The sequence below is a fragment of the Mesorhizobium sp. C395A genome, assembly GCF_030323205.1.
GTDB lineage: Bacteria > Pseudomonadota > Alphaproteobacteria > Rhizobiales > Rhizobiaceae > Mesorhizobium.
Genome location: NZ_CP100473.1, coordinates 1,838,711 through 1,865,435 on the forward strand (window position 1 = coordinate 1,838,711; position 26,725 = coordinate 1,865,435).

The following is a 26,725-nucleotide window of genomic DNA, read 5'->3' on the forward strand; positions in this document are numbered from 1 at the left end:
GATAGCGTTGCGGCAAGTTTCTGCCGGCTAACAGTCGAGCCTCTTCATGCGATTTCGCCTTTTCCACCCTTTTGCCGGGCTTTTTGGCCTTGGCTTCTTGCTTGCCGCGCTGGTTCCGGCCAACGCGCAGCTTTTCGAGACCAAGGCGACGCAGGCTTTCATGATCGATGCCGAAACCGGCACGGTGCTGTTTTCCAAGGATGCCGACCAACCGATCCCGCCGGCCTCGATGGCCAAGCTGATGACGATGGAGATGGTCTTCAACGCCATCAAGTCGAAGCGCATGAGCCTCGACGACACCTTCGTGGTTTCGGAAAATGCCTGGCGCAAGGGCGGTGCGCCTTCGGGAACGTCGACCATGTTTGCCAAGCTCAAATCGGCGATCCGGGTCGAGGATCTGATCCAGGGGGTCACCATACAGGCCGCCAATGACGGCTGCATGGTGCTGGCCGAAGGCATGGCCGGTTCGGAAGAGAATTTCGCGGCGCAGATGAACGATCGCGCGCGCCAGATCGGGCTGCCGAAATCGACATTTGTCAATTCCACCGGCCTGCCGGCCGACGGCCAGCAGACGACGGTGCGCGAACTGGCGCAGCTTGGCCTGCATATATGGCGCGAATATCCGGATCTCTATCTCTATTACGGCCGGCCCGATTTCACCTGGAACAAGATCTCGCAAAAGAACCGCAACCCGTTGCTGGCCATGGGCATCGGCGCCGACGGAATGGCGGTCGGGTCGAGCGAGACGGGCGGTTTCGGCATTGTCGGCTCGGTCAGCCATGACGGGACGCGGGTGATCGCCGCGATGAGCGGATTGGCGAACGATCGCGAGCGGGCCGAGGAAGCGCGCAAGCTGCTCGAATGGGGCGTCCGCTCCTTCGAGAAGACCGAGATTTTCGCCAGCAACGAAGTGGTCGGCGAGGCCCAGGTGTTCGGCGGCGCCAAATCCAGCGTAGCGCTGAAGGCAAAGGCGCCGATCGACGTCCTGCTGCCGATCGCCAACCGCGACAAGCTGACCGCCAGGATCGTCTATCAGGGGCCGGTATCGGCGCCGGTGGAGGAGGGGCAACCCGTCGGCGCGCTGCGCGTCTGGATCGGCGATACGCTGAGCCAGGAAACGCCGCTTTTCGCCGCCGAATCGGTTGGCGTCGGCACACTGCCGCAACGCGCGTTTGATGCCGCCAGGGAACTGGCCGTAGGCTGGCTGCGTTGAACTCCTGCGGCGTGGACCTTTTCTCAGGCGCGGACTAAGACACCAGCGCAAAGCAGGACAAAGGCCTTTCGATTGGCAAGCGGATTTTTCATCACCTTCGAAGGCGGCGAGGGCGCCGGCAAGTCGACGCAGATCGTGCGGCTGGCCCAGAAGATGCGCGCCAAGAAATACGATGTCCTCCTCACCCGCGAACCCGGGGGGTCACCCGGCGCCGAGGCGGTCAGGCATGTGCTCCTGTCCGGCGCCGCCGAGCCGTTCGGGCCGAAGATGGAGGCGCTGCTGTTTGCCGCCGCGCGCTCCGACCATGTCGAGCAGGTCATCCGGCCGGCGGTGGAGCGCGGCTCCATCGTGCTTTGCGACCGTTTCCTCGATTCGTCGCGCGTCTATCAGGGCGTCACCGGCGGCCTCGATCCGGCTTTCATGGAAGCTCTGGAGGAGGTCGCCATCAACGGCATGATGCCGGACATGACGCTGATCCTTGACATTGACCCTGCCGAGGGCTTGCGGCGCGCCGCCGCGCGGCGTGGCGCCGAGGACGGTCCGGACCGCTTCGAAAAGGAGACGCTGGATATCCACCAGCGCCGCCGTGACGCCTTCCTGGCGATCGCAGCCGCCGAGCCGGACCGCTGCATCGTGATCGACGCGTCGGCGCCTCCCGCTACGGTGGAGGATGCCATCACCGCGGTGGTGTTCGCCGCACTTGAGGCGAGGGCGCCCGCGCGCAACCGACAGGCGGCGCCCGCATGATCTTCGAACGCATCGCTCCCGAGCAGCACGACACGCTGGACGGTGTACCGGAGCCGTCCGAGACGCTGCGCCTGGTCGGCCATGAGCAGGCGGCCGCGATGCTCGCTGCCGCCTATCGCTCGGGAAAACTGCCGCATGCGTTGATCTTTGCCGGGCCGGTCGGCATCGGCAAGGCGACGCTTGCCTTTCACTTGGCGCACCATCTGTTGAAGCATCCGGCCTTCGACCAGGCGCCGGATGTGTTTGCCGTTCCCGATCCGGCCTCACCGCTGTTTCGCCAGATCGCCACCGGGGCGCATCCCGGCGTGCTGCATCTGACCAGGCCGCTGAACGACAAGACCAAGAGCTTCAAGACGGTCGTCACCGTCGACGAGATCCGCAAGGTCAACCGCTTCCTGTCGCTGACCTCGCATGACGGCAGCTACCGGGTGGTGATCGTCGATCCGGCCGACGACATGAACACCAACGCCGCCAATGCCTTGCTGAAGAACCTTGAGGAGCCGCCGAGCCGCACGCTGTTCATCCTCATCGTGCATGCGCCGGGCAGCCTTTTGCCGACCATCCGCTCGCGCTGCCAGATGGTGCGGCTGACGCCGCTCGATGCCGGCAGCCTGATGAGCGTTCTGGAAACCGTCGAGCCGCCGCCACCTTCCGATCCTGCCGCGCGCGCGGCACTGGCGGAACGGGCAGGGGGCAGCGCCCGCAATGCGATCCTTCTGACCCAATATGGCGGGCTGGAGATTGCCGGCACGCTCGACGCCCTGGTCACGTCGGGCAAGAGCGACATCGCCGGCGCCTATCGCCTTGCCGAGGCCGTCGCCGGCCGCGACCAGGCGATCCAGTTCGACATCTTCAACCGCCGCGCGCTCGATCTGCTCTCCACCGGCGCCAGTGAAGCCGCGCTGGCTGGGGATCTCGCGCGGGCGAAAACGCTGTCCGACACTTGGCACGAGGCGCTGAACGCCATATCTGAGACCGATACCTACAATCTTGACAAGAAGCAGCACGCCTTGACCATGATCGACCGCCTGAATTCCGCAATGCGAATGTGACCGGTTTCGGCATTGGGGCGGGATGGCAATCGCCGTCTCGATGCGATATCCACCGCTCACATTCATTCGGCCATTCATGACGGTTAATTCATGTCACGCGACACATTCTACATCACGACACCAATTTTCTATCCGAACGGCAAGCCGCATATCGGCCACGCCTATACGGTCATTGCGACCGACGCGCTGGCCCGCTTCCAGCGCCTGGACGGCAAGGACGTGCTCTTCCTCACCGGCACTGACGAACACGGCCTCAAGATGCAGCAGACGGCCGAGAAGGAAGGCATAACGCCACTCGCGCTTGCCGACCGCAACTCGGCGATCTTCCGTTCGATGACAGAGGTCCTGGGCGGCTCGAATGATGATTACATCCGCACGACGGAACCACGCCACTACGAGTCGTGCCAGGCGATCTGGAAGGCGATGGCGGCCAATGGCGACATCTATCTCGACCGCTACAGTGGCTGGTATTCGGTCCGCCAGGAAGCCTATTTCGAAGAGAGCGAAACCACCCTCGGCGACGACGGCGTGCGCCGCGAGCCGCTTGGCTCGCCGGTCGAATGGAATGAGGAGGAAAGCTACTTCTTCAGGCTTTCCGCCTATCAGGACAAATTGCTTGCGCTGTACGAAAGCCAGCCCGATTTCGTCGGTCCGGCCGAGCGCCGAAATGAGGTGATGAGCTTCGTCAGGTCCGGCCTCAAGGACATCTCGGTCTCGCGCACGACCTTCAATTGGGGCGTGCCGGTGCCGGGCGACGACAAGCATGTGATGTATGTCTGGGTCGATGCCCTGACCAACTACATCACCGCTGCCGGCTATCCCGACACCAAGGCCGAGCAATGGCGCTACTGGCCGGCCACGCACATTATCGGCAAGGACATCGTCCGCTTCCATGCCGTCTACTGGCCGGCTTTCCTGATGTCGGCCGGCATCGAACTGCCGAAGCGCGTCTTCGCGCATGGCTTCCTGTTCAACCGCGGCGAGAAAATGTCGAAGTCGGTCGGCAATGTCGTAGACCCCTTCACCATGGTCGAGCATTACGGCCTCGACCAGGTGCGCTATTTCTTCTTGCGTGAGGTGCCATTCGGCCAGGACGGCAGCTACAGCCATGACGCGATCGTCAACCGCACAAATGCCGATCTCGCCAACGGTCTCGGCAATCTGGCGCAGCGCTCGCTGTCGATGATCGCCAAGAACTGCGGCGGCGTGGTGCCGCATCGCGGCGAGCTGACCGAAGCCGACAGCGCGATCCTCGACCAGGCGGTGGAAGCGCTGGGTACCGCGCGCCAGGCGATGGCGGAACAGGGCATCCATCTCGCGTTGGCGGCGATCTTCGGCGTTGTGGCGGAAGCGGATCGCTACTTCGCCTCGCAGGCGCCCTGGGCGCTGAAGAAGACCGATCCGGCGCGCATGGAAACAGTGCTGTGGACGACCGCCGAACTGGTGCGGCGCGTGGCATTGCTGTGCCAGCCCTACATTCCGGGGTCGGCCGGCAAGCTGCTCGATCTGCTGGTGGTGCCGGCGGACAAGCGTGACTTCGCGCATGTCCATGCCGACTATGCGCTGGTGCCCGGCACGGCGCTGCCCGCGCCGGAGGGCGTGTTTCCGCGTTATGTCGAAAACCCTGAGGCGAGCGCCTGATGCTCGTCGACAGCCATTGCCATCTCGACTTTCCGGATTTCACCGAGGAGCGGGCGGCCATCGTCGCCCGCGCAAAGGCTGCCGGTATAGGTCACATGGTGACCATCTCGACCCGCGTGAAGCGGTTTGCGCAAGTGCTTGAGATTGCCGAGAGTTTCGACGAAATCTATTGCTCGGTCGGCACCCATCCTCACAATGCCGGCGAAGAGCTGGATGTGACGGCTGAGGACCTTGTGCGCCTGTCCGCGCACCCGAAGGTGGTGGCGATCGGCGAGGCCGGGCTCGACTATTTTTACGACAAGGCGCCACGCGATGCGCAGGCGCAGGGTTTTCGCACTCATATAGCAGCTGCGCGCGAGACCGGGCTGCCGCTGGTAATCCATTCGCGCGATGCCGATGACGACATGGCTGCCATCCTCGAAGACGAAACAGGGAAGGGCGCCTTCCCCTTCATCCTGCATTGTTTTTCGTCGGGGCGACGGCTGGCAGAGGTCGGCGTGGCGCTTGGTGGCTATGTGTCCTTCTCGGGCATACTGACCTTCAAGAACTCCGCCGATTTACGAGCCATCGCAGCCGATGTGCCGCATGACCGGCTGCTGGTCGAGACCGACGCGCCGTATCTGGCGCCGGTGCCGTTCCGCGGCAAACGCAACGAGCCGGCCTACGTCGCGCATACAGCCAAGGTGCTGGCGGAGACGGTCGGCGTTGGCGAAGCCGAGATCGCGACGCTGACGACGGCGAACTTCTTCCGGCTGTTCGGCAAGATGCCGCGGCCCGCCGGGCTCTGACGCATGAGCGACCGGCTGCGCCTCACCATCCTCGGCTGCGGCTCGTCACCTGGCACGCCGCGCATCACCGGCGATTGGGGCAATTGCGCCCCGGCCAATCCGAAAAACCGGCGTACACGCTCAGCCGCGCTCGTCGAGCGGATAGCAGCCAACGGCGCCAGAACCACGGTCGTCATCGACACCGGGCCTGATTTCCGTGAGCAGATGCTGATGGCGGCCGTCCGGCGCATCGACGCCGTCGTCTATACGCATCCGCACGCCGACCACATCCACGGCATCGACGATCTGCGCGGCTACGTGCTGGAGCAGCGCCATTTGATCGATGTCCATGCCGACCAGCCGACCATGCTCAGGCTGCGCGAAGCGTTCGGCTATTGCTTCGAGACGCCGTTTGGCAGTTCCTATCCGCCGATCGTCAGGCCGCACATCATCGATCACCTAAGGGCGGTGACGATCGAAGGCGAGGGCGGTGCCCTCACCCTCGAGCCGCTGCCGCAGATCCATGGCGACATCATTTCGCTCGGCTTCCGCATCGGCGGGCTGGCCTACTGCCCCGATATAAGCGACTTCCCGGATGCCACCGCCGAGCGGCTGCGCGGCCTGGAAATGCTGGTCATCGATGCCTTGCAGTACCATACCCATCCCAGTCATCTGTCGCTCGGTCAGGCGCTTGGCTGGATTGAAAAACTGGCGCCGAAACAGGCCGTGCTGACGCATATGCATGTGCCGCTCGACTATGCCACGGTGAAGGCCGAGGTGCCGGCCAACGTCACTCCGGCCTATGACGGCATGGTGATCGAAATTCCTTTATGAGACAGCATGATACGAGCAGATCTTTATAAGGACGTTCGGTTCTTCGGCGCGAAGATCAGCAGCGTTCCAATCCGCTCATAGCCCATGCGGGGATAAAGCAGCGCTCCGGCACGCCTCGCCAACAGCATCGAGCGCCGCGACCCATGCGCTTTGTCGTCATGCAGCATTTTGGCCATCAGCGCCTGGCCGATGCCTCGACGCCGGTGCGAAGGCTCGACAAACATTGCCGAGCACCATGTGGCGCCGACGGCGTCTATGCTGCGCACACGCCCGACGATGGCGTCGCCATCGAGCGCCACATACTGGCGAAACGGCGCATCGTCGCCGAGTTGATCGTCTGGAAGTGGCCGCCTGCGTATGACCTTTCCCAGTTGTGCAGCGCGTTCAGCCCGTCCTCACGCGTTCGATAGAGACGATTGCTGGCGGGTCTGGAATTTGGCGCAGCGACTGGACGAAAAAGCCTTCCGTCCGCAGCAGCCGGTAGCCGAGCGCCTTGTAGGCAGTTCGCGTCGGTTCGTCCTGGCCGTCATTCGCGATCACGACCGAAACGGCAAAGCTTGGCCGCGCATGCTGCCGCACGATGGCATCGGCTTCCTCGGCGGCGACGTCATGGACGATCCATTCTTCGCCACGGTAGTCGCGTGCATTCTTGCGCTCGGCATCGCGCATCAGCCACAAGGGTCCGACGCGGCTGGCCTCGTAGGGAAAGGAACGTGTCGGTGCTGAAGCCGTGCACGAACACTTCGATCGCCGCTTCGATGTCACGCTTTCCTGTCGTCATCGACTCAGCGTAGCGTTGGCCATCGGCTCAAGGCAACACGCGTCGATCATGCCTGAAATCCGCGTCATTTCCCAGCTGCAACCTTGATGCATAAGTTCCATAATCTATCTTATGCGACTTTCATATGTGGCTGCTGCTTCCATTAGGGGCGTGCCAATATACGCCCTGCTGACTGAGATGCGGGCCGGCGGCTCTGATTGCTTGGCGGGAAGAACGTTGACGAAGCAGTGGCGAAATGAGTTGGCGTGGTCTTCATTTCTCAAGGGATGGCGCCTTTCGCAAAGGCCTCGACTTCCTGCTCGACCGGCCCGCGCCGGGATAACGAACAGGAGCGTCATCCCGAAAAGCTTTCCAGGAGGCCGCTGAAGGCTGCTGCGATTGCAACAAGATGGAAGACGCCAAGGGCCAGCCATCTGGAGCCGCCGGCGCCCGCAACAAATGCCCCATAGGCAGGAAACTGCAGCGCAGCCAATCCGATGGAAAGGCTGGTGATCGTTGTGTTGGTCAAAAGCGTTGCCAGCATGGGGACCGGATAGAGAAGTCGCGCCAGCACATAGTCGCCATGCCCGGCCCCGGCCGAATAGAGCGCCAGGAAAAAGGCGACCGGCGTGACGCCGAGGCCGACAAGGAACCCTGCCCGCGAGGAGAATTTTGGCGACGTCATCTGGCCATGGCCATGGCGGCCGGTGGGTCGCGGTCGTCAGGCGCGAGCTTGGACGAAGTGACAAGCAGCTTCTCCTGATCGGCCCGCGACTTCGGCTCGATCGCGATTTGCAGCAGAGGCCAGGGCGCGGCAGACTTTTCCATCATGACGCCATGGTTGCAGATCGATCCGATGACCGCAACGGAGGGGTCTACGCCCGGCCGGCCGCCCTGCCCGTCCCTTTCGCTTCCTGACTGTGGACGCGCGCCAGAAAATCGCGCACCAGCGGAAGCGCCTCATCGAAATGGGTTTCGAGCAACCAGTGGCCGGCGCCGCCGATGAGATGAAGTTCTGCTTCCGGCAAATCGCGCTGGTAGGCATGCGCCGATTGCGCCGGCATGTAACCATCCTCGGGACCCCAAACGATGAGCGTCGGAGGTTGGTGCTCGCGCAGAAAGCTCTGATAGCGGGGGAACCAGCCGAGGTTCGCCTCCAACTTCTCCATCAGGTTGACCGCGAGCCGCCGGCGGATCGGCGTGTCCATCAAAGGCCAGTGGAGTTTCCAAAGATCGGGAGGCACGCGCTCGGCTACAGCGTCATCCACCTCTCCGACAAACTCGTGCCGGAAGCCCTCCTCGCTTACCGCCTCTTCCAACGGCCGATGCTTTTCGGGCGTCTTCTCATTCCAATAGGCTTTTATGGCGGCGTATTTCGGCCCGAGAACGTCCTCGTAGATGTCACCGTTCTGGATAATGAGTGCGGCGATGCGCTCGGGATGTGCGATGGCGTGGCGCAGTCCGATCTGAGAGCCATAATCGTGCAGCCAGAGCGCATAGCGCGACGTGCCGAGCGCATCGGCGAAAGCTGTCAGAAGCCCGGCATAGGCATCGAAATCATAGCCAAAGTCCGACATTTCGGGCGTGCCGCTGTAGCCAAAGCCGGGAAAGTCCGGCGCGAATGTATGCCAGCGATCGGCAAGTGCCGGCATCAACCTTCGGAATTGATAGGACGAGCACGGATAGCCGTGCGGCAGCAGGAGGACGGGAGCATCAGGCGGGCCGTCTTCGCGATAGAAGATGCTGTTTCCGTCAACGTCGATCCGGCGATGTTGCAATTCTACCTCCTTGCTCAAAGCTTGCCCGCCACTTTGTTTACGGCGCTCCGGCAAGAAGGTTCCCTTGAAGTCAGGGCGTGACGGCTTCCGGCTCTCCATTGCCCGACAGGATCTGCAGCGTTCCGCGCGTGGCGTTGCGGAACGCATCGTCGAAACTGACGCCACGTACCTGCCAGCGATAGTCCTTGTCCTTGAAGCTGAGCCGCCAGTCGCCGACCCAACCCAGCGCTTCCTGGCGCCATGCCAAAGTGCCGGCAAGCAGGGCGTCCCCATCCAGCGTGTTGGCCACGTCGGCGAGCGCGACGTCGGACGGCCGAGGCAACTCCAGCGGCAAACCGGTCCGGTGCGCCGCGTCCGCCAGCGCAACGCGCATATCCGCCGCAAGCTCGCCGCCGCCATCGCGCACCAGCGTGAAGCCGTCGCCTTTCATCGGCCTTACATCCAGCAGTGCGACGATTTTTGGCCGCGGCACCGCCCACGGTTTGCGCCCGAGCGACGCCAGCAAGGCATCGATCTTGTCCGGGTCGAAATCGGCGGTGATGTAATGCGGCCGGTCATGGGTGCCCTGCTCGTCATGCGGCGGACGGTTGTTGAGCAGGTCGCGGTAGCCGACACCAGTGACATAGTCGCTTGCGTGCCGACTCATGTCCGCAACACGCGGGTCGCCGATCAGCCGCGGGTCGCCGGAAACCTTGACCAGCACCTCTTCAAGGCACGGCGCCAGGCCCCACGCCCGGTTCTCCTCGCCAGTGCCGCTGGTCACCGATTGCGCGCGGTAGAGGCTGGCGCGGTCGATGTCGGCGGCAGCGACCGGAAAGACGATCAGCATAGCCAGCACCGCTGTCACAAAGCCCAATTTCAAGCATCCATGCATCCTCCGACCCTCCCGAACGGTCCGGAACATCCGGTGGAGCCATACTCCTGATCATCAGGGAATTTCAAGGTACCGCCCATCAAGGCGTATCGCCGACGATGCGCCGGTGTACGCCGTCCAGGCTCTCGGTGAGCGCCTCGAACACGTTTCGCGCCGTGAGTTCGCGAAGAACTTGTTCGTTGATGCCGCCGCGCGTCGCATAGTCCTGCGCCAGATGCATGAAGTCGGCATCCGGCGACATATCAGGAGCGCATCCCAAGGCTTTGAAAAGCGAGGCGATGTAATCGCGCCCCTTCCCTTCCTCCACGCCATTCCTCTTGAGCCAGCTGTTAATCGTATCGAGATATCTAAAGTAGCTGGCATAGGTTGCGGTGGCCACGCTCAACGCGTTGAATTCGGCTGGGTTCTCGACCTCGATCACTTTCCCCAGATTGCCGAACAAGGCAGCGACAGTGGCATCCGGCGGGCAGATGATCGTTGCCCCCAGCCGGTGGGCGATCATCGGCATGGGCAGCGCTTTCGTCACCTGGTGCGCGGGTGCGGTCAAGCGGGCAATCTCCTCGCGCGGCAGCGTGGCGATCAAGCTGATGAGGTGATGCTCGCGCCGAAACCGCAAACCCGGCAGGACGTCATGCGCAATTTGCGGCCGGACAGCCAGCATGACCAGGTCGCATTGATCGAGAACCGCCTGATTGTCATCAGCGATACGCACATCCGGATAACGGGCTGCCAGCTCTGCGGCGATCTCTTCATTGCGCGGCGACAGCAGCACGGAGACGGAGTTATCCGCGACGGATTTGAGCCCGCTGACAATGGCCGCTGTAAGGGCACCCGTGCCGATGAAGCCAAGTTTCATCGCGCCTGTCTCTGGTTCATCGGTCACAGCGGCGCATGCTCGAGCCGTACCTGATAGCTCAGCACGCGCTTTTCACCGGGCGCGATCAGCATCACGCCCGGCTTGTCAGCGAACTCGCCATCGAAATCCACGGGGCTGGCAAGCCCGTGCCAGGGTTCGATGCACAGGAACGGAGCGCCGCCCGGCTTCGACCAGATGCCCAATTCCTTAAAACCCTGCCACGACATCTCGATCGCCGCACCGTTCGCGGCGGCATAGCGCACGCTGGTGCTGGCCGGCCGGTCGAGGATCACGGCGTCTGCCTCGAACAGCTGTTCGGAAAGCGCCAGCGTTTTGCCTTCGATGGGCGTCGGCTGTGGTGCAGCCACCACCAGGCCATCCTTCAGCCGGCGGATCGGCGCCGGCTCGTCCTGGGCAAAGGTCAGGTGGTAGTCGGTCTTGGCGAGCCCCGGCTGCAATGGCCAATTGAAAGCCGGATGTGCACCGATGGAGGCTGGCAGCGTCTCGTCGCCGGCGTTGTCAATCTCGAAGCTCACACCAAGTTCGCGACGCTCGAGCGTGTAGGTGATGGCAAGGCGAAAGGCGAACGGATAGCGCGTGCGTGTATCGGCATCGTCGGTCAACACCAGCGTGCAGGATCGGGGGCTCGCGTCAGCCCACACAAACGGCTTGTCGCGCGCAAATCCGTGCTGCGTCAGGGGATAGACCTGGCCCCGATGGCGGAGCTGGTCGCCCGCCAGCCGGCCGACGATCGGAAACAGCACCGGCGAATGCCGCCGCCATTCCGGCCCGGCCTGCCACAAAAACTCCAGACCCTCGGCATTGCGCAAGGAGACGAGCTCGGCCCCCTGCCCGACAATGGTTGCCGAGATGCCGTCGCCGTGAAGCGTCACTTGTTCCATGCATTCTCGCGGAAAGCTGCGTGCGAGCGGCAGGTTAGCAAAAGCCCGCATGGACTCAAGGGCGCAGCGACATCGCGCTGATAGCGGAGCGATGTCTCCACGCCAAAACGACAGTGGCCGGAGATTCTCCTCCGGCCACTGCGAGATCGAGATTGTTGCCTTGCTACGGTTCGACTATTCGCGTTCGCCGGTGAAGTTCAGCAGCAGCTGGAAGATGTTGACGAAGTTCAGGTAGAGCGACAGCGCGCCGAAGACGGCGAGCTTCTGCTGCGATTCCGCGTCGAAATTCTCAGCATACTGTTCCTTGATCGTCTGCGTGTCCCAGGCGGTCAGGCCAACGAACACCGCGATGCCGATCACCGAAATGGCGAACTGCAGCGCGGTCGAGCCAAGGAAGATGTTGACGACGCTGGCGATCACCACGCCGATCAGGCCCATGATCAGGAAGGACGAGAACTGGGTCAGATCGCGCTTGGTCGTGTAGCCGTAGAGGCTGGTGGCGCCGAACATGGTGGCGGTGATGAAGAAGGTGCGCGCGATGCTGGTGCCGGTGAAGACCAGGAACACCGAAGCCAGCGACAGGCCCATCACCGCGCAGAAGGCCCAGAACATCGCCTGGGCGCTCGCCGCCGACATCGTCTGCATCTTGAACGAGAACAGCAGCACGAAGGCGAGCGGCGCCAGCATTACCACCCATTTCAGCGGGCTGGAAAAGATCGGCACGTAGAGGGCCGGCGTCGAAGCGACCACCATGGCGACGATGCCGGTGACGACGAGGCCGATGCCCATGTAGTTATAGACACGCAGCATGTGGCTGCGCAGGCCCTCGTCATAGACGGTGCCGGCGCGCGCGCCAGTGCCCATGCGGTATCCGAGGTCAGGGGTATTCATGCGGGTTCTCCTTATGTGGTCTCAGTAAAGCGTCTGGATCAGTAAAGTGTCTTGGCAAGCGTCTCGGCGGCGCGGTCGAGGTCGTGGACATCGCTGCGCGCGACGACCGCGTACGCGACCTCGCCGATCTGGAAATAGGCAGAGGAGATGTCGCCGGAGGGCGCGATGGCAGGCTTGACCACGTCGAAGGTTCCGGGCCGGATCGCAAACAGCGAGACCAGCCCCATATCCTTCGTCTCCAGCGCCACCTCGACGCTCGGCCCGAAGCGCGACGGATAGATCTGCACGTCGCGGACCTTCCAGTCCTTGGGCAGCGATGGCATGACGATTGCGGTGGCGGCGCGGATTTCGTCGCCATTGTAGTTGGGCGCCTCCAGCTGCGAGGGCATCGCCTCGCGCATGAGCGTCGTCTTGTGCGCCCGGATCGCTTCTTCGACATAGGCGGGCGGCGGCGGCGAAGCCACGACCTTGGTCACCAGCAGCGGCCCGAAGAGGCCGTTCGCCAGCCAGCCGGCAGCGACAAAGACGGCGACCGCGGCCGCCCGCTGCAGCACGGCGAAGACGCGGCGACTGGCCAGCCCCCTGCCCAGCCGGCGCGCGACTTCAGTCGTCGCCGGCCGCGCCATGCCTGTGGAAGCAGCCAGCGCCAGGCGCAGTTCGTCGCGCGTCCTCAAGTCGGACATCACCCGCGCCGCAGCCTCCGGACGAGCCGACAGGAACGCCTCGACCTCGATGCGGCGCGCGACATCCAGCTGGTCGTCGACATAGGCGTCGAGATCGGTATCGGTCACCGGGTCCCGCAACAGGTCGGTCATGACGGGTCTCCCACGATCCTCAGATGGCTTTTGGCCGGCGAAGGTGCAGCGTTTTCCATCTCGCGCAGTGCTGCGCGCGCCCTGCCGATGCGCGACATCAGCGTGCCCAGCGGCACCTCGCTGGCGTCGGCGGCCTGCTGGTAGGAAAGGCCCTCGATGGCGACCAGATGCAGCGCCGAACGCTGCTGCTCCGGCAGACTGAAAAAGGCCTCGCGCACCTGCGCCAGTCGCACGGAATGTTCCTGAGGCGCCGGGGTGCTGGCATCGGTGAGATAGCCGGCCTGCTCGACACGCGCTGCTTCCGACCGGCGCGAGCGCATCTTGTCGATGAAAGCGTTGTGGACGATCGACAGCAACCATGCCCGCAGATTGCCGCCCGAGCGGAATGTGTCGCGCCGCTCGTAGGCGCGCACCAGCGCATCGTGCACCAGATCCTCGGCGTCAGTGCCGTCGCGCGTCAGCGAGCGTGCGTAGCGCCTGAGCGAACCCAGCTGTCCGACAATATCGAAGCGTGGCATCGACCGTTTCATGCCCCGTTTACGAAACAGGCGGGGATCTTAATCCATCGCCACCAAAACTTTTTTGCGTCGCCACAATAGGCATCATGCAATCAGAAGTCCGCTGCGCACTTACCCATCTCCCGTGCGGCAGATGTTTGCTTTATGGATGAAGTCTAGCCTTATCCGTCTGTCCCAGGAGCAAAAGATGGCCAATGGTAGTCGTGTAACGGGTTTTGCAGCGTTGCCGGTCGTCGGCAGGGTGTTCATCATCTTTGGCATTGTCGGACTGATCGCTTCCGGCGTGCTGGCCATCGTCGAGATGTACGGCCCTCGTACCGCTTCGGCGACAGGCAGGATTGTCGCCGCCGAATACAATCCCCGCATCGAGTTCTCGACCGCCGACGGCACCGTCATCCGCTTCAACAATGCCGTCCACAGCTCGTTCTGGGGTGATGGCGACAGCGTCCCTGTCGCTTACGACCCAACCAATCCGCAAAATGCCTCCGTCGACAGCTTCGCCGGACGCTGGTTCCTTGCCGGGCTGGCCGGCATGCTCGGCGGTTTCTCCCTGCTGACCGGCATCGGTCTCGCCGTGATTGGACGGGTGCTTATCCGGCGGATTGGAATGAACCCGTCGCCATAGCCGCCGACCCCTGCCGTACAGACAAAGCTTGGCGTAACGGTCCAGTAAGCTAGCGGACTGGCGCAGATGGAAGCACTGGCGAAACGCGGCCGCTTTGCGTATTACTCCGCCGCCATTGGAGCCGTATTGATGTTCGAGACCCTGCAACCTGCCCCGGCTGACAAGATCATCGCCTTGATCGGCCTCTATCGCGCCGATCCGCGCCCCGGCAAGATCGATCTCGGCGTCGGCGTCTACAAGGACCGCGACGGCAGGACGCCGGTCATGCGCGCCCTGCGCGAGTCCGAGAAGAGGTTGCTGCAGGACCAGGACACCAAGACCTATCTCGGCCTTGCCGGCGACACCGGCTTCAACACGGCGATGGTCAAGCTGGCCTTCGGCCCCGCCGCCGACATGACGCGCATCCGCGCCGCGCAAGCGCCGGGCGGTTCGGGCGCGCTGCGGCTGGTGGCGGAGCTGTTGAAGCGGACCCGCCCCGACGCAACCGTCTGGCTGTCGGACCCGACATGGCCGAACCACCCGCCGGTGATGCGCGGGGCCGGCCTCAAGGTGCGCGATTATCCCTATTTCGATGCCGCTTCCGGCGCGGTGCGCTTCGACGACATGCTGGCAACGCTTGGCGCAGCCGAGCCCGGCGATATCGTGCTGCTGCATGGCTGCTGCCATAACCCGACCGGCGCCAATCTCGATATCGCGCAATGGGCCAGCGTCGCCGATCTTGTCGTCGAGCGCGGGCTGTTGCCCTTTGTCGACATTGCCTATCAGGGCTTTGGCGAAGGCCTCGACGCCGATGCCGCCGGCTTGCGCCTTCTCGCGGCCAAGGTGCCTGAAATGGTCGTTGCCTCGAGCTGCTCGAAGAACTTTGCCGTCTACCGCGACCGCGTCGGCGCGGCGATGATCCTGGCGAAGGATAGCGCGCAAGCCGATGTCGCGATGAGCCAGATGCTGGCGGCGGCGCGCGCCATGTATTCGATGCCGCCGGACCACGGCGCCGCCGCCGTGCGCATGGTGCTGGCAGATGATGGCCTTCGCGCCGACTGGGAGGCGGAGCTGGAGGAGATGCGGCTGCGCATGCTGAGGCTGCGGGTGCAGTTCGCCGACGCGCTGCGCCGGCAGTCCAACTCCGACCGCTTCGACTTCATCGCCAGCCATCGCGGCATGTTTTCCAGGCTTGGCCTGACCGAGGCGCAAGTCGAGCGGCTGCGTGCCGAGTATGGCGTCTACATGGTCGGCGACAGCCGCATCAACGTCGCCGGCCTGCCCGAGGACGGCATGGATGACCTCGCCAAGGCGGTTGTGTCGGTACTCGGCTGAAGCTCGCTGTGGACAATCTCCCCTTTCCGGCTGACGCCGTTGGCCGCACGACAGGCAGCGGGATAGCATTCGCCGCATGAAACCTTCGCGCGACATTTCCCGGCTGATCGAGATCATGGCGGCGCTCAGGGCGCCGAAGACCGGTTGTCCCTGGGACATCGAGCAGGATTTCTCGACCATCGCACCCTATACGATCGAGGAAGCCTACGAGGTGGCAGACGCCATTGCGCGCGGCGATCTCGACGATCTGCGCGACGAATTAGGCGATCTCCTGCTGCAGGTCGTCTACCACGCGCAGATGGCTGAGGAAGCCGGCGATTTTGCCTTCGGTGATGTGGTCGAGGCCATCACCACCAAGATGATCCGGCGCCATCCGCATGTCTTCGGCGACGAGAAGGCGCGCAGCGCCGGCATGGCAAAGGGCATGTGGGAAAAGATCAAGGCTGAGGAAAAAGCCGAAAAGCGAAGTGCGCGCCTCGCCCGCGGCCTCGACCCCGAAGACCATGGCAAGGGTTTCCTGGACAGCGTGCCCGTCGCCCTGCCCGCTTTGACTCGTGCGCTGAAGCTGCAGGAAAAGGCAGCGCGTGTCGGTTTCGACTGGAGCGAGGCAGCACCCATCCTCGACAAGATCGAGGAAGAGATCGGCGAGCTGCGCGAGGCACTGGCTAAGGGCGAAACGGCTGAGATCAAGGACGAATTCGGCGACATGCTGTTTGCCGTCGTCAATCTGGGGCGTCACCTCAAGCTCGATTCGGAAGCGGCGCTTAGCGGCACCAACGAAAAGTTCCGCTCGCGCTTCCACTATGTCGAGCGCGCGATCGATGCATCGGGAAGCACGCTCGAAAAAGCCACGCTGGACGAGATGGAAGTGCTCTGGCAGCAGGCCAAGGGCGTGAAATAATCAGGCTTACTGCCTGTTTTTGCGGTGCAATCGGCTTTCGATCTCTTGCCGGGCGGTGTGCGTGGCCTTGAGTGCGATGGTCGCGCTGCCATCCTCATTGTCTACCCGCGAAACGACGTCGCCATTGCGGTATAGCCAGTCGACAAGGCCGAACTGCGGCGGTTCGATCGTCACCGTCAATTCCTCGAGTTCGCCCGACATCCTGGTCTCGATCAGCGCCTTCAGCGCATCGATGCCTTCGCCGGTGACCGCCGAGATGGCGATCGGCGGCGCCTTGTTGGCGTCAGTGCCGTCGGCGAGCAGGCGCTCCCGGTTGCCGTCGTCGAGAAGGTCGACCTTGTTCCACACTTCGACGACGCGCTTGGCATCGCCGGCATCGACGCCGAGATCGGCGAGAATGCGCTCGACGTCCTCGGCTTGCGCTGCGGTATCCGGATCCGAAATATCGCGCAGGTGGATGACCAGATCGGCCTCGACGACCTCTTCCAGCGTGGCGCGGAAGGCGGCGACCAGATGCGTCGGCAGGTCCGAAATGAAGCCGACTGTGTCCGACAGGATGATCGGCGTGCCGTGCGGCAGGCGCACGCGGCGCAGCGTCGGGTCGAGCGTTGCAAACAGCATGTCTTCGGCCAGCACGTCGGCCCCGGTCAGCCGGTTGAACAGCGTCGACTTTCCGGCATTGGTGTAGCCGACAATCGCCACCACCGGGAACGGCACCTTCTTGCGCTTGGCGCGGTGCAGGTCGCGGGTGCGGCGCACCGTTTCCAGCTCATGCTTGAGCTTGATGATTTTTTCCTGCAGCTGCCGCCGGTCCGACTCGATCTGGGTTTCGCCGGGGCCGCCGAGGAAGCCGGCTCCGCCGCGCTGGCGTTCAAGGTGGGTCCAGCTCCGCACCAGGCGGCCCTTCTGGTAGTTGAGATGGGCAAGTTCGACCTGCAGCGTGCCCTCCTTGGTCCGCGCGCGCTCGCCAAAAATCTCCAGGATCAATCCGGTGCGGTCGAGCACCTTGGCATTCATTTCTTTTTCGAGATTGCGCTGCTGCACCGGCGTCAGCGGATGGTCGACGATGACCACCTCCGCGTGACCCTCTTTGACGATCTCGGCGAATTCCGCGACCTTGCCGCTGCCGAGCAAGGTTGCCGGGCGTGGATCGTTGACGGTGACCACCGCCGTGTGGATCAGATCCAGGTTGATGGCGCGGGCAAGGCCGACAGCTTCGTCGTGGCGCGCATCCGCCGAACGCGTCAGCCGTGGACGGTTCGTTTCGTCATCGTTGCGCTGATGCCGGGTAAGCACCGGCACAATGACAACCGCCCGGGTCGGACCTGTGGCTTCCGTCCCGGAATTATGTGCTGGTTTCCCGCGGACGCCGCGGTCCGCGTCTTTTTCACGTGCCAATCAGGCGCCCTGGCTTTCCTCGCCATCGAACATCTGAACCGGCTGGCTCGGCATGATCGTGGAAATGGCATGCTTGTAGACGAGCTGGGAGTGGCCGTCACGGCGCAGCAGAACACAAAAATTGTCGAAGGAAGTGACCACGCCGGTCAGCTTGACGCCGTTGATGAGAAAGATGGTGAGTGGATTTTTGCTCTTGCGAACAGAATTCAGGAACAGGTCCTGAAGGTTTTGCGATCGTTCCGCCATTGTTCTTGTCTTTCGCCGATCCCCTTCGGTTTGCAGGCTAATGCGCCAAATTAGCGGGCACATGTCAAGCTTGCAAACACCCCCTTGCCGTCAGTAGCGACAAGCAGAACGAGATATATTGATGTGCAGTCCGTCTGTGCGGTTATCAGGCTGGACTTTTTTCCGCAACGTCAAAAAAGGCTTGCCGCAATGAAAGTGTTATCGAACCGGGGTGCCCATTGGCGACCGCGGCACCGTCGATTGCCACGACCGGCATGGCGATTGTCGTTGCCGAACTGATGAAAGCTTCTCGCGCAGCCTTGGCTTCAGTGACTGAAAAACCGCGCTCCTCGATCGTCAACCCGAGCTTTGCCGCCACTTCGAACATGGTCGTGCGGGTGATGCCGCGCAGGATGCCATGCTCCGCCGGCCGGGTGACCAGAACGCCGTCCCTTGTAACGATCCAGGCGTTGGACGAGCCGCCCTCCTTGACGTTGCCATCGGTGTCGACGAACCAGGCCTCCTGGGCGCCGGCCTCCTTGGCCTTCTGCTTGGCCAGTACGTTGGGCAGCAGGCCGGTGCTCTTGATGTCGACCCGGTCCCAACGGTTTTCCGGCACGGTGATGACCTTGATGCCCGCCTCGGCTCGCTTGGCGGCCGCCGCCGGGTCGGCCTTTCTGGCCGTAATCACCAGCGATGACGGTGTATCGGCGGGGAAAACGAAGTCGCGGCTGGCAACACCGCGCGTAACCTGGACATAGACCAGGCCGTTGACGACGTGGTTGCGCCGGACGATTTCGCGCAGAAGAAGCGGCAGCACACCCCTGGTGACCGGCCAGTCGATCGACAATTCGCTAAGGGAGCGGCTCAGCCGGGCAAGATGGCGCGGCATGTCGACGATAAAGCCCTGCGCCACCTCGCAGACCTCGTAGACGCCGTCGGCGAATTGATAGCCGCGATCCTCGATATGCACGGCAGCGTCGGCATGGGCGACATAGCGCCCGTTCACATAGGCAATGCGCGGCATGGGTTATCCCTCAGAACAGTCTCGCTATTTCTAGGCGATTCCGCCGCTGCCGTAACCGGCAATTGCACGGGCCACGGCCCGCTGGACCAACAACAATGGGGATCAGACCCCCAGCGACTTCAGTTTCCGGTGCAGCGCCGAGCGCTCCATGCCGATGAATTCCGCCGTCTTCGAGATGTTGCCGCCGAAACGGTTGATCTGGGCGATCAGATAGTCCTTCTCGAACTGTTCGCGCGCCTCGCGCAGCGGCAGCGCCATGATGTGCTGGTCGGACTGGTTCGGCGTGCGCGGCATGACATCGCCGATCTCCGACGGCAACAGGTCGGCGGTGATCGGCGCATCGATATCGTCGCCACGCGCCAGGATCATCAGCCGTTCGACATTGTTGCGCAGCTGGCGGACATTGCCCGGCCAGTTGTGCGCCTGCAGCACGGCAAGCGCATCGTCGCCGATGCGGCGCGGCTTGATGCCGGCCTGGCGAGCGATCTGCTTCATGAAATTGTCGACGAGATAGGGAATGTCCTCTCGCCGCTCGGCCAGGCCCGGCACCATGACCGGAACCACCGCCAGGCGGTGATAGAGGTCTTCGCGAAAACGGCCGTCGGCGATCATCGCCTCCAGGTTCTGCGAGGTCGAGGAGATGATGCGGACGTCGACCTTGACCCGCTTGGTGCCGCCGACCCGCTCGAACTGCTGTTCGACCAGCACGCGCAAAATCTTGTTCTGCGTCTCGCGCGGCATGTCGGCCACTTCGTCGATGTAGAGAATGCCGCGGTGCGCCTCTTCAAGCGCGCCGACCTTGCGCTCGGTGCCGTTCGATTCGGTACCGAACAGCTCGATCTCCATGCGCTCGGGCGTGATGTTGGCCGCGCTCAGCGTCACGAAGGGCGCGCCCTTGCGCGTCGACAGCGTGTGGATGGCGCGCGCGGCGAGCTCCTTGCCCGAGCCGGACGGACCGATGATCATGACGCGGCTGTTGGTCGGCGCCACGCGCTCGATGGTCTGGCGCAGCTGGCTCATCGCCGACGACATGCCGATCAGGTCGAAGGTTTCGCCGCTGCGCTGCTTGAGGTCGGACACCTCGCGCCGCAATTTCGAGGTTTCGAGCGCCCGCTCGGCGATCAGGATCAGCCTGTCGGCCTTGAACGGCTTCTCGATGAAATCATAGGCGCCGCGGCGGATGGCCGACACCGCTGTCTCGATATTGCCGTGGCCGGAGATCATCACCACCGGCAGGCTCGGATGCATCGTCTTGATCTCGTCGAGCAGCGCCAGCCCGTCGAGGCGCGAGCCCTGCAACCAGATGTCGAGGAAAATCAGCCGCGGCGCCCGGTCGGCGATTGCCGCGAGCGCGCTGTCGGCATCGAATGCCGTGCGGGTTTCATGCCCTTCGTCGCTCAATATGCCCGCGACGAGTTCACGGATGTCTTCCTCGTCATCGACGATGAGAATATCAGACGCCATTACCGACCTTTTCAGTTTCTCGTTCGTGTTCCGTTTCGCCTTGACCGCGTGGCGGCGCGGTTGCGGCAGCTGGCGGCAGGATGATCGAGATCATCGCGCCGCGTCCACCGTGGAAATCCGCGGGCGCATCGTGCAATTCGAGCCGCCCGCCATGGTCCTCCACGATCTTCTTGACGATGGCGAGACCGAGCCCGGTGCCCTTCTCGCGCGTCGTCATGTAGGGCTCGAGCAGCCTTTGGCGGTTCTCGCGCGGCAAGCCTTTGCCATTGTCGATGACGTCGATTCTGATCGCGCCATTCTGCCGGGCAGCTTGAATCCGGATTATGCCGTGCGAACCGTCCTTTTGTTCCAGCCCGTCAATCGCCTCGGCCGCGTTCTTGATGACGTTGCCGAAAGCCTGCGCCATCAATCGGCTATCGAACGTGCCCTTGAGCGGCTCGTTGCCGAACACGCGTTCGAAAGCAATGTCGGCGCGACTGACTTCGACCAGGAACGACGCCTCGCGCAGCGATTCACGCAGATCGATGGCTTTCATCTCGGGCTTGGGCATGCGGGCGAAAGCCGAGAACTCGTCGACCATGCGGCCGATATCCTCGACCTGCCGGATGATTGTGTCGGTGCACTGGTCGAAAATCTCGCGGTCCTCGGTGATGACCTTGCCGAAGCGTCGCTTGATGCGCTCGGCCGAGAGCTGGATCGGCGTCAGCGGGTTCTTGATTTCATGTGCGATACGCCGCGCCACATCCGCCCAGGCAGACGAGCGCTGTGCCTGGACCAGATCGGTGATGTCGTCGACCGTCACGACGTAGGATTTCTCCTCCTCGCCGTCGTCGCCGGCCTCGATGGTGATCTGCACGTTGAAGGTACGCTCGGCGCCGGTGCGATAGAAGGTGACCTGCTCGCGATAGACCGGCTTGCCGGATTTGCGGCCGATCTCGAAGACACGGCCGACATGCGGCAGCACGGCGGACAGGTTCTGCCCCAGCGCCGCCGTGGCCGATATGGCCAGCATCGTTTCGGCCGATTTGTTGACGATGGAGACGATGCCGTAGGGATCGACGCCGATGACGCCGGCGGTGACGCCGGCCAGCACCGCTTCCGAGAAACGACGCCGTTCGTCGATCAAATCCTTGGCCGACAGGATCTCGTTGCGCTGCGATTTAAGCTCCAGCAGCATCTTGTTGAACGTATCGCCAAGCGAGGCGACATCGCCGTCGGAAGGCCGTACCGGCACGGCGACATCGAGATTGCCGGTCGCAACCTCGTCAGCCGCGCCGATGAGCTGACGGATGGGCCGCACCAGACGGTCGGCCACCGCTATGCCGGTCCAGATGGCCGACAGGATGATGATCAGCGTCAGCGACAGATAGGGCAGCGCAAACGCCACCTGCGACGTCCGCCTGTTGTCTTCCAGGCCGCGATATTCCGCGGTATTGGATTGGACGATCGCCCGTGCCTTGATCACTTCGGGGTCGACGAGGCGATTGGTGTAGAGATAGAGGCCTTCGATCTCGCGCAGCTTGATGATGGCGCCCATGATGTTGCGCGTCTTCGGCTCGATCAGCACCGGCTTGCCGTCGGCCGCACTCGCCACCGCGCCCTCGGGCGGTGCCGGCATGGCGAAATTGGCATCGGTCTGGGCACTCACGACAAAGGAGCCGTCTTCCCTGACCAGCGCCGCATGCACCAGGCTTCTGCCGACGGCTTCCTTGTTCATCAAGTCGAGAAAGCCGGTTCGATCGAGGCCATAAAGCGTGCGCGAGGCGTCGAGATCGTAGGCCATCGACAGCGTCGTGCCCTGAAGATTGCGAGCGTTTTCCTGCACATAGGCGTCAGCGATCGACAGCGACGAGTTGACGATCGCCTTGGTGCGGATCTCGAACCAGCGGTCGAGGCCGATATCGAGCGTGATCGAGGCAATGATGGCCACCATGATGGCGGGGATGGCGGCGACCAGCGCAAACATCGTCACGATGCGCACATGCAGCCGCGAGGCCGCCTTGCCGTGCCGGCGCGCCATGGTGATGCGATGCACCTCGCGGCCGACGAGGGCAATCAGCGCCAGCACAAATAAGGCATTGGCCGCAATCAGCGTCAGCGTTGTGTTTGCGTCTGGCGTGATCGGCGTGGCGCCGACAAGAATCGCAAACGAGATTGCCGCCGTAACCAGCGCGCCGGCAATTGCCACAACGCCAGGCAACGCAAGCAGCCGCCGTCCATCCCTCTGGCCGGATCTGCTGAAAAGCGGTTCGTTTGATGTCAGAGCTTGCGAAGCCATGTCGCCGTCTAAGAGCCAGTGATTGCGTTGGATGTATGCAACGCATTGTGGCGATTATGCAACAAGTGTGGCCGTGACGGAAATCTTTCGGCCGCCGATCCCCTGAAAAGGGGATGACCTCGCGTCACTTCGGGCAGCAGGCGCTCATGGTCTCGACGATTTGTAGACGTTGACGCCCAGCTCGCGAATCTTCTTGCGCAACGTGTTGCGATTCAAGCCGAGCAATTCGGCCGCCTTGATCTGGTTGCCGCGCGTTGCCGTCATGGAAGCGAGCACCAGCGGATATTCGACCTCCGACAAGATGCGTTGATAGAGACCTGCCGGCGGCAAATCACCGGCGAAAGAGGCGAAATAGCGCTGCAGGAAGTGCTCCACCGCCTGGCCGATGGACAGATCGTCCGGGATCAAATTGCCGCCGCCGGGAACGACCGGCCTTTCGCCTGTCTTCAGTTCGGCTTCGATGATTTCGGCTGATATTTCGTCCTGCGAATAGAGCGCCGCAAGCCGGCGCACCAGGTTTTCCAGCTCGCGCACGTTTCCCGGCCACGGATAGCGCTTCATCAATTCGATACCGCCGGTCGAAATGCGCTTGGTCTGCAAGCCTTCGCTGGCGCCGATCTTGAAGAAATGCCGCACCAGATCGGGAATGTCTTCCGACCTCTCACGCAAACCCGGCAGCCGAAGCGGCACGACGTTCAGGCGATAGAACAGATCCTCGCGGAAAAGCCCCTGGTTGATCAGCGTGCGCAGATCCTTGTTGGTGGCGGCGACGATGCGCACATCGGTCTTGATCGGCGTGCGCCCGCCGACCGTGGTGTATTCGCCCTGCTGCAGCACGCGCAGCAGCCGCGTCTGCGCCTCCATCGGCATGTCGCCGATCTCGTCGAGGAACAGCGTGCCGCCCTCGGCCTGCTCGAAGCGGCCTGTCGAGCGGTTCTGTGCGCCGGTGAAGGCACCCTTCTCATGACCGAACAGTTCCGATTCGATGAGGTCGCGCGGGATTGCCGCCATGTTGATGGCGACGAACGGACCGCCTCGGCGGCGGCCATATTCGTGCAGCGCGCGCGCCACCAATTCCTTGCCGGTGCCGGACTCGCCCGAGATCATCACCGTCAGATCGGTCTGCATCATGCGCGCCAGCATGCGGTAGATGTCCTGCATGGCGGCCGAGCGGCCGACCAGCGGCATGGCGTCAGGCTGTTCTTCCGGTCGCGTATCGATCTTCGGTCGGCGCGGCTCTGACAGCGCACGATTGACGATGTTGAGCAGCTCGGTCAGGTCGAACGGCTTCGGCAGATATTCATAAGCACCTGTTTCGGAAGCACGAATCGCCGTCATGAAAGTGTTTTGCGCGCTCATCACGATGACCGGCAGCTCCGGCCGGGCCTTCTTGATGCGGGGCAGCATGTCGAAGGCGTTCTCGTCCGGCATGACAACGTCGGTGATCACCAGATCGCCCTCGCCCGCCGCCACCCAGCGCCACAGCGTCGAGGCGTTGGAGGTCACGCGCACCTCATGGCCGACGCGCGACAGCGCCTGATTGAGCACGGTGCGGATGGCCGCATCGTCGTCGGCGACGAGAATATTGCCGCGAACCGTCATTTGCGGTCTCCTTCGCCTTCATCATCGGCAGTGTCGATGGGTGTTTCTTTCCAGGCCGGCATCAGGATTCGGAAGGTGGTGCCGCGCGGCGTCGAATCGCATTCGATGATGCCGCCATGCTCGCCGACGATTTTCGCCACCAGCGCCAGGCCGAGCCCCGAGCCGTTCGGCTTGGTGGTGATGAACGGATCGAACAGGATCGGCAGAATGTCTTCCGAAACGCCCGAACCATTGTCGCGCACGCAGAATTCAAGCGGCAGCGACACGCGGTCCTGGGTTCCGGGAACGGACACGCGGATGCCCGGCCTGAACGCGGTCGACAGCACGATCTCCCCCTGTGGGTCGCCGCCGATCGCCTCGGCAGCGTTCTTGACCAGGTTGAGAAACACCTGGATCAGTTGGTCGCGGTTGGCGAAAACCGGAGGCAATGATGGATCATAGTCCTCCAATATCCTGATTCTCTTGGCAAAACCGTTCTTCGCGATTGCCTTCACATGGTCCAGCACGACATGGATGTTGACAGGATAGCGGTCAATCGGCCGCTCGTCGGAAAACACTTCCATGCGGTCGACGAGGGAGACGATACGATCGGTCTCGTCGGTGATGAGGCGGGTCAGCGCGCGATCCTCGTCGGACGCCGAGAGTTCGAGCAGCTGTGCGGCGCCACGTATGCCGGACAGCGGGTTCTTGATCTCATGTGCCAGCATGGCGGCAAGGCCGGTGACCGAACGCGCGGCACCCCTGTGTGTCATCTGCCGGTCGATCTTGTCGGCCATCGAGCGTTCCTGGAACATCACCACGATCGAGCCTGGGAATTCCGGCACCGGCGCGACATAGAGATCGACGACCTTCTCGATGCCGAGACGCGGCGACGACACGTCGACACGGTATTCGTTGACCGGCGCACGGCGCTCGCGCACTTGGTCGACCAGCTGCAGCAACGGGCTGCCGAACGGGATCAGCTTGGAGAGTGTGTTGCGGGCAAGCATGTTGGCGCTGGAGCGGAAGAAGTCTTCCGCGTCGGCATTGGCGTAGGTGATGAACCCGTCCGGATCGACCATGATGACCGGACGGCGGATGGTGTTCAGCACGATACTGGCGGCATCCGCCATGTCGGAGCTCGGTGTGACGGTGGCGTTCATGCGGCGCTCCGCAAGGGCGTGGCTTCGCCGGAAAACACCTCATGCAGCAAGGCAATGACGCGGGCGGGTTCGAAAGAGGTGAGGATGGCTTTCCGCCGCTCATCGGAAACGCCAGCAGAGTGGCGGTCGAGATACCAGCCGAGATGCTTGCGCGCCTGGCGCAAGCCGCTTTCGACGCCGTAAAGCGTCAGCATGTCTTCGTAGTGGGAAACGATGTAGTCCGCCATGGCTTGCGGGCTTTCCGGCACGCCGGAGGGCGCGTCGCCCGCAGCCGTTGCCGCGATGTGGCCCGCCGTCCATGGCGCGCCATAATGCGCGCGGCCGATCATCACCGCGTCGGCGCCCGACTGTTCAAGGATTTCGGCGGCCTCCGCGGGCGAGCCCACATCGCCATTGGCGACGACCGGGATCGAGACGACGTCCTTGATGCGGGCGATGGCGCCCCAATCGGCCTTGCCTTGATAAAACTGGCAGCGCGTGCGCCCATGCACGGTCACCATTTTAACACCGGCCTCTTCGGCGCGGCGCGCCAAGACGGGTGCATTGAGCGCATTGTCGTCCCAGCCGAGCCGCATCTTGACCGTGACCGGCACCTGGACCGCGCCGATCACCGCTTCGATCAGCGACAGCGCGTGGTCGAGATCGCGCATCAGCGCCGAGCCGGCATAGCCGCCGGTCACCTTCTTGGCCGGGCAGCCCATATTGATGTCGATGATGTCGGCGCCCTCGCCGGCAGCGATGCGCGCGCCCTCGGCCATGTGCTCGGCCTCGCGGCCGGCAAGCTGGACCATATGGACGGGCAGCCCGGAATGACGGATGCGCAGGTCGCAGCCGGCCCTGCCCTTGGCAAGCTCGCCGCTCGCCACCATTTCCGACACGACCAGGCCCGCGCCATGCGCGTAGGTGCGCTGCCGGAACGGCTCGTCCGTTATTCCCGACATGGGCGCGAGGAAGACGCGGTTGCGGATCGTCACGCCGCCAATGTCGAGCGGCGAAGCCAATTTTGTCACTTCAGGCATGCACAAAAACCAAGCATATCGGATTGCTGCACATTCTCTAGCCATAAGAAAGGCATTGTGCAACGCGCAATGACGTCACATT

General features: G+C 63.2%; 28 protein-coding genes. 9 read left to right on the top strand and 19 right to left on the bottom strand.

The annotated features are described in order from the left end of the window. Positions 1-46: 46 nt before the first annotated feature. The 6 genes from NLY37_RS09055 to NLY37_RS09080 all read left to right on the top strand — a co-directional run bounded on the left by NLY37_RS09055 (position 47) and on the right by NLY37_RS09080 (position 6,254). Complete coding sequence (locus tag NLY37_RS09055) at positions 47-1,213, top strand: D-alanyl-D-alanine carboxypeptidase family protein (RefSeq protein WP_023741232.1); 1,167 nt, start codon at positions 47-49, stop codon at positions 1,211-1,213. A 72-nt stretch (positions 1,214-1,285) separates the two neighbouring features. Next, entirely contained in the window at positions 1,286-1,960 is a 675-nt protein-coding gene (tmk, locus tag NLY37_RS09060; protein ID WP_023741233.1) for a dTMP kinase, read from the top strand. Beyond that, on the top strand, positions 1,957-3,012 hold the full coding sequence (locus tag NLY37_RS09065; protein WP_023730621.1) for a DNA polymerase III subunit delta': 1,056 nt from the start codon (positions 1,957-1,959) through the stop codon (positions 3,010-3,012). The genes tmk and NLY37_RS09065 overlap by 4 nt, the downstream gene beginning before the upstream one ends. Before the next feature lie 90 nt (positions 3,013-3,102). After that, the gene (metG, locus tag NLY37_RS09070) at positions 3,103-4,653 is read left to right on the top strand and encodes a methionine--tRNA ligase (protein ID WP_023730622.1); all 1,551 of its coding nucleotides are present in this window, start codon (positions 3,103-3,105) and stop codon (positions 4,651-4,653) included. After that, positions 4,653-5,441 (top strand): TatD family hydrolase, encoded by a 789-nt coding sequence (locus NLY37_RS09075; RefSeq protein WP_023734018.1) that lies wholly within the window; start codon positions 4,653-4,655, stop codon positions 5,439-5,441. Before metG ends, NLY37_RS09075 begins: the two co-directional genes overlap by 1 nt. Positions 5,442-5,444: 3 nt before the next feature. Further along, on the top strand, positions 5,445-6,254 hold the full coding sequence (locus NLY37_RS09080) for an MBL fold metallo-hydrolase (RefSeq protein ID WP_023741234.1): 810 nt from the start codon (positions 5,445-5,447) through the stop codon (positions 6,252-6,254). A gap of 23 nt (positions 6,255-6,277) precedes the next feature. Here the strand turns inward: NLY37_RS09080 and NLY37_RS09085 are convergent, their stop codons facing one another. The 11 genes from NLY37_RS09085 to NLY37_RS09135 all read right to left on the bottom strand — a co-directional run bounded on the left by NLY37_RS09085 (position 6,278) and on the right by NLY37_RS09135 (position 13,660). Continuing rightward, on the bottom strand, positions 6,278-6,553 hold the full coding sequence (locus NLY37_RS09085; protein ID WP_245270798.1) for a GNAT family N-acetyltransferase: 276 nt from the start codon (positions 6,551-6,553) through the stop codon (positions 6,278-6,280). Between the two features lie 85 nt (positions 6,554-6,638). After that, positions 6,639-6,923, bottom strand: a complete 285-nt coding sequence (locus tag NLY37_RS09090; protein ID WP_245270801.1) for a hypothetical protein — start codon at positions 6,921-6,923, stop codon at positions 6,639-6,641. 446 nt (positions 6,924-7,369) lie between these two features. Then, positions 7,370-7,699: a hypothetical protein gene (locus NLY37_RS09095; protein ID WP_023668943.1), complete on the bottom strand. Its 330-nt coding sequence runs from the start codon at positions 7,697-7,699 to the stop codon at positions 7,370-7,372. Continuing rightward, complete coding sequence (locus NLY37_RS09100) at positions 7,696-7,845, bottom strand: hypothetical protein (protein ID WP_023741235.1); 150 nt, start codon at positions 7,843-7,845, stop codon at positions 7,696-7,698. The genes NLY37_RS09095 and NLY37_RS09100 overlap by 4 nt, the downstream gene beginning before the upstream one ends. Before the next feature lie 44 nt (positions 7,846-7,889). Then, a complete protein-coding gene (locus NLY37_RS09105; protein WP_050594108.1) occupies positions 7,890-8,810 on the bottom strand; it encodes an alpha/beta fold hydrolase in 921 nt (306 codons plus the stop codon). Positions 8,811-8,862: 52 nt separating this feature from the next. Then, positions 8,863-9,639, bottom strand: a complete 777-nt coding sequence (locus NLY37_RS09110; protein ID WP_245270815.1) for a DUF8605 domain-containing protein — start codon at positions 9,637-9,639, stop codon at positions 8,863-8,865. A gap of 106 nt (positions 9,640-9,745) precedes the next feature. Next, entirely contained in the window at positions 9,746-10,522 is a 777-nt protein-coding gene (locus tag NLY37_RS09115) for a pyrroline-5-carboxylate reductase (RefSeq protein WP_023728025.1), read from the bottom strand. A gap of 23 nt (positions 10,523-10,545) precedes the next feature. Beyond that, positions 10,546-11,424, bottom strand: a complete 879-nt coding sequence (locus tag NLY37_RS09120) for an aldose 1-epimerase family protein (RefSeq protein WP_023741238.1) — start codon at positions 11,422-11,424, stop codon at positions 10,546-10,548. Between the two features lie 174 nt (positions 11,425-11,598). Further along, positions 11,599-12,315 carry a Bax inhibitor-1/YccA family protein gene (locus NLY37_RS09125; RefSeq protein ID WP_023741239.1) on the bottom strand — a complete coding sequence of 239 codons (717 nt, stop codon included), beginning with the start codon at positions 12,313-12,315 and terminating at the stop codon, positions 11,599-11,601. A 38-nt stretch (positions 12,316-12,353) separates the two neighbouring features. Continuing rightward, positions 12,354-13,130 carry an anti-sigma factor family protein gene (locus NLY37_RS09130; protein ID WP_023741240.1) on the bottom strand — a complete coding sequence of 259 codons (777 nt, stop codon included), beginning with the start codon at positions 13,128-13,130 and terminating at the stop codon, positions 12,354-12,356. Then, complete coding sequence (locus tag NLY37_RS09135) at positions 13,127-13,660, bottom strand: sigma-70 family RNA polymerase sigma factor (RefSeq protein ID WP_023741241.1); 534 nt, start codon at positions 13,658-13,660, stop codon at positions 13,127-13,129. Before NLY37_RS09135 ends, NLY37_RS09130 begins: the two co-directional genes overlap by 4 nt. A 175-nt stretch (positions 13,661-13,835) precedes the next feature. Between NLY37_RS09135 and NLY37_RS09140 the strand changes: the two genes are divergently transcribed. From NLY37_RS09140 to mazG, 3 genes are all read left to right on the top strand, one after another. Continuing rightward, entirely contained in the window at positions 13,836-14,273 is a 438-nt protein-coding gene (locus NLY37_RS09140) for a DUF3592 domain-containing protein (protein WP_196813731.1), read from the top strand. A 129-nt stretch (positions 14,274-14,402) separates the two neighbouring features. After that, complete coding sequence (locus NLY37_RS09145; RefSeq protein WP_023741242.1) at positions 14,403-15,587, top strand: amino acid aminotransferase; 1,185 nt, start codon at positions 14,403-14,405, stop codon at positions 15,585-15,587. Positions 15,588-15,663: 76 nt separating this feature from the next. Continuing rightward, on the top strand, positions 15,664-16,488 hold the full coding sequence (gene mazG, locus NLY37_RS09150) for a nucleoside triphosphate pyrophosphohydrolase (RefSeq protein WP_023688462.1): 825 nt from the start codon (positions 15,664-15,666) through the stop codon (positions 16,486-16,488). A 6-nt stretch (positions 16,489-16,494) separates the two neighbouring features. On the opposite strand, the gene hflX is transcribed toward mazG, so the two are convergent. The 8 genes from hflX to dusB form a co-directional block, all read right to left on the bottom strand. Next, a complete protein-coding gene (gene hflX / locus NLY37_RS09155; RefSeq protein WP_023688461.1) occupies positions 16,495-17,886 on the bottom strand; it encodes a GTPase HflX in 1,392 nt (463 codons plus the stop codon). Next, positions 17,887-18,132, bottom strand: coding sequence for an RNA chaperone Hfq (hfq, locus tag NLY37_RS09160; protein WP_006202172.1), 246 nt, complete (start codon positions 18,130-18,132; stop codon positions 17,887-17,889). It lies immediately after the preceding gene. Positions 18,133-18,277: 145 nt separating this feature from the next. Beyond that, entirely contained in the window at positions 18,278-19,138 is an 861-nt protein-coding gene (locus NLY37_RS09165; protein ID WP_023710527.1) for a D-amino-acid transaminase, read from the bottom strand. Between the two features lie 102 nt (positions 19,139-19,240). After that, positions 19,241-20,602 carry a nitrogen assimilation response regulator NtrX gene (gene ntrX, locus NLY37_RS09170; RefSeq protein WP_023668929.1) on the bottom strand — a complete coding sequence of 454 codons (1,362 nt, stop codon included), beginning with the start codon at positions 20,600-20,602 and terminating at the stop codon, positions 19,241-19,243. After that, positions 20,592-22,880: a sensor histidine kinase NtrY-like gene (locus NLY37_RS09175; protein WP_023741243.1), complete on the bottom strand. Its 2,289-nt coding sequence runs from the start codon at positions 22,878-22,880 to the stop codon at positions 20,592-20,594. Before NLY37_RS09175 ends, ntrX begins: the two co-directional genes overlap by 11 nt. A gap of 144 nt (positions 22,881-23,024) precedes the next feature. Further along, positions 23,025-24,482: a nitrogen regulation protein NR(I) gene (gene ntrC / locus NLY37_RS09180; RefSeq protein ID WP_023701735.1), complete on the bottom strand. Its 1,458-nt coding sequence runs from the start codon at positions 24,480-24,482 to the stop codon at positions 23,025-23,027. Continuing rightward, positions 24,479-25,624 carry a two-component system sensor histidine kinase NtrB gene (locus NLY37_RS09185; protein WP_023706549.1) on the bottom strand — a complete coding sequence of 382 codons (1,146 nt, stop codon included), beginning with the start codon at positions 25,622-25,624 and terminating at the stop codon, positions 24,479-24,481. Before NLY37_RS09185 ends, ntrC begins: the two co-directional genes overlap by 4 nt. Beyond that, the gene (gene dusB, locus NLY37_RS09190; protein ID WP_023741244.1) at positions 25,621-26,643 is read right to left on the bottom strand and encodes a tRNA dihydrouridine synthase DusB; all 1,023 of its coding nucleotides are present in this window, start codon (positions 26,641-26,643) and stop codon (positions 25,621-25,623) included. Before dusB ends, NLY37_RS09185 begins: the two co-directional genes overlap by 4 nt. Between the last annotated feature and the right edge of the window lie 82 nt (positions 26,644-26,725).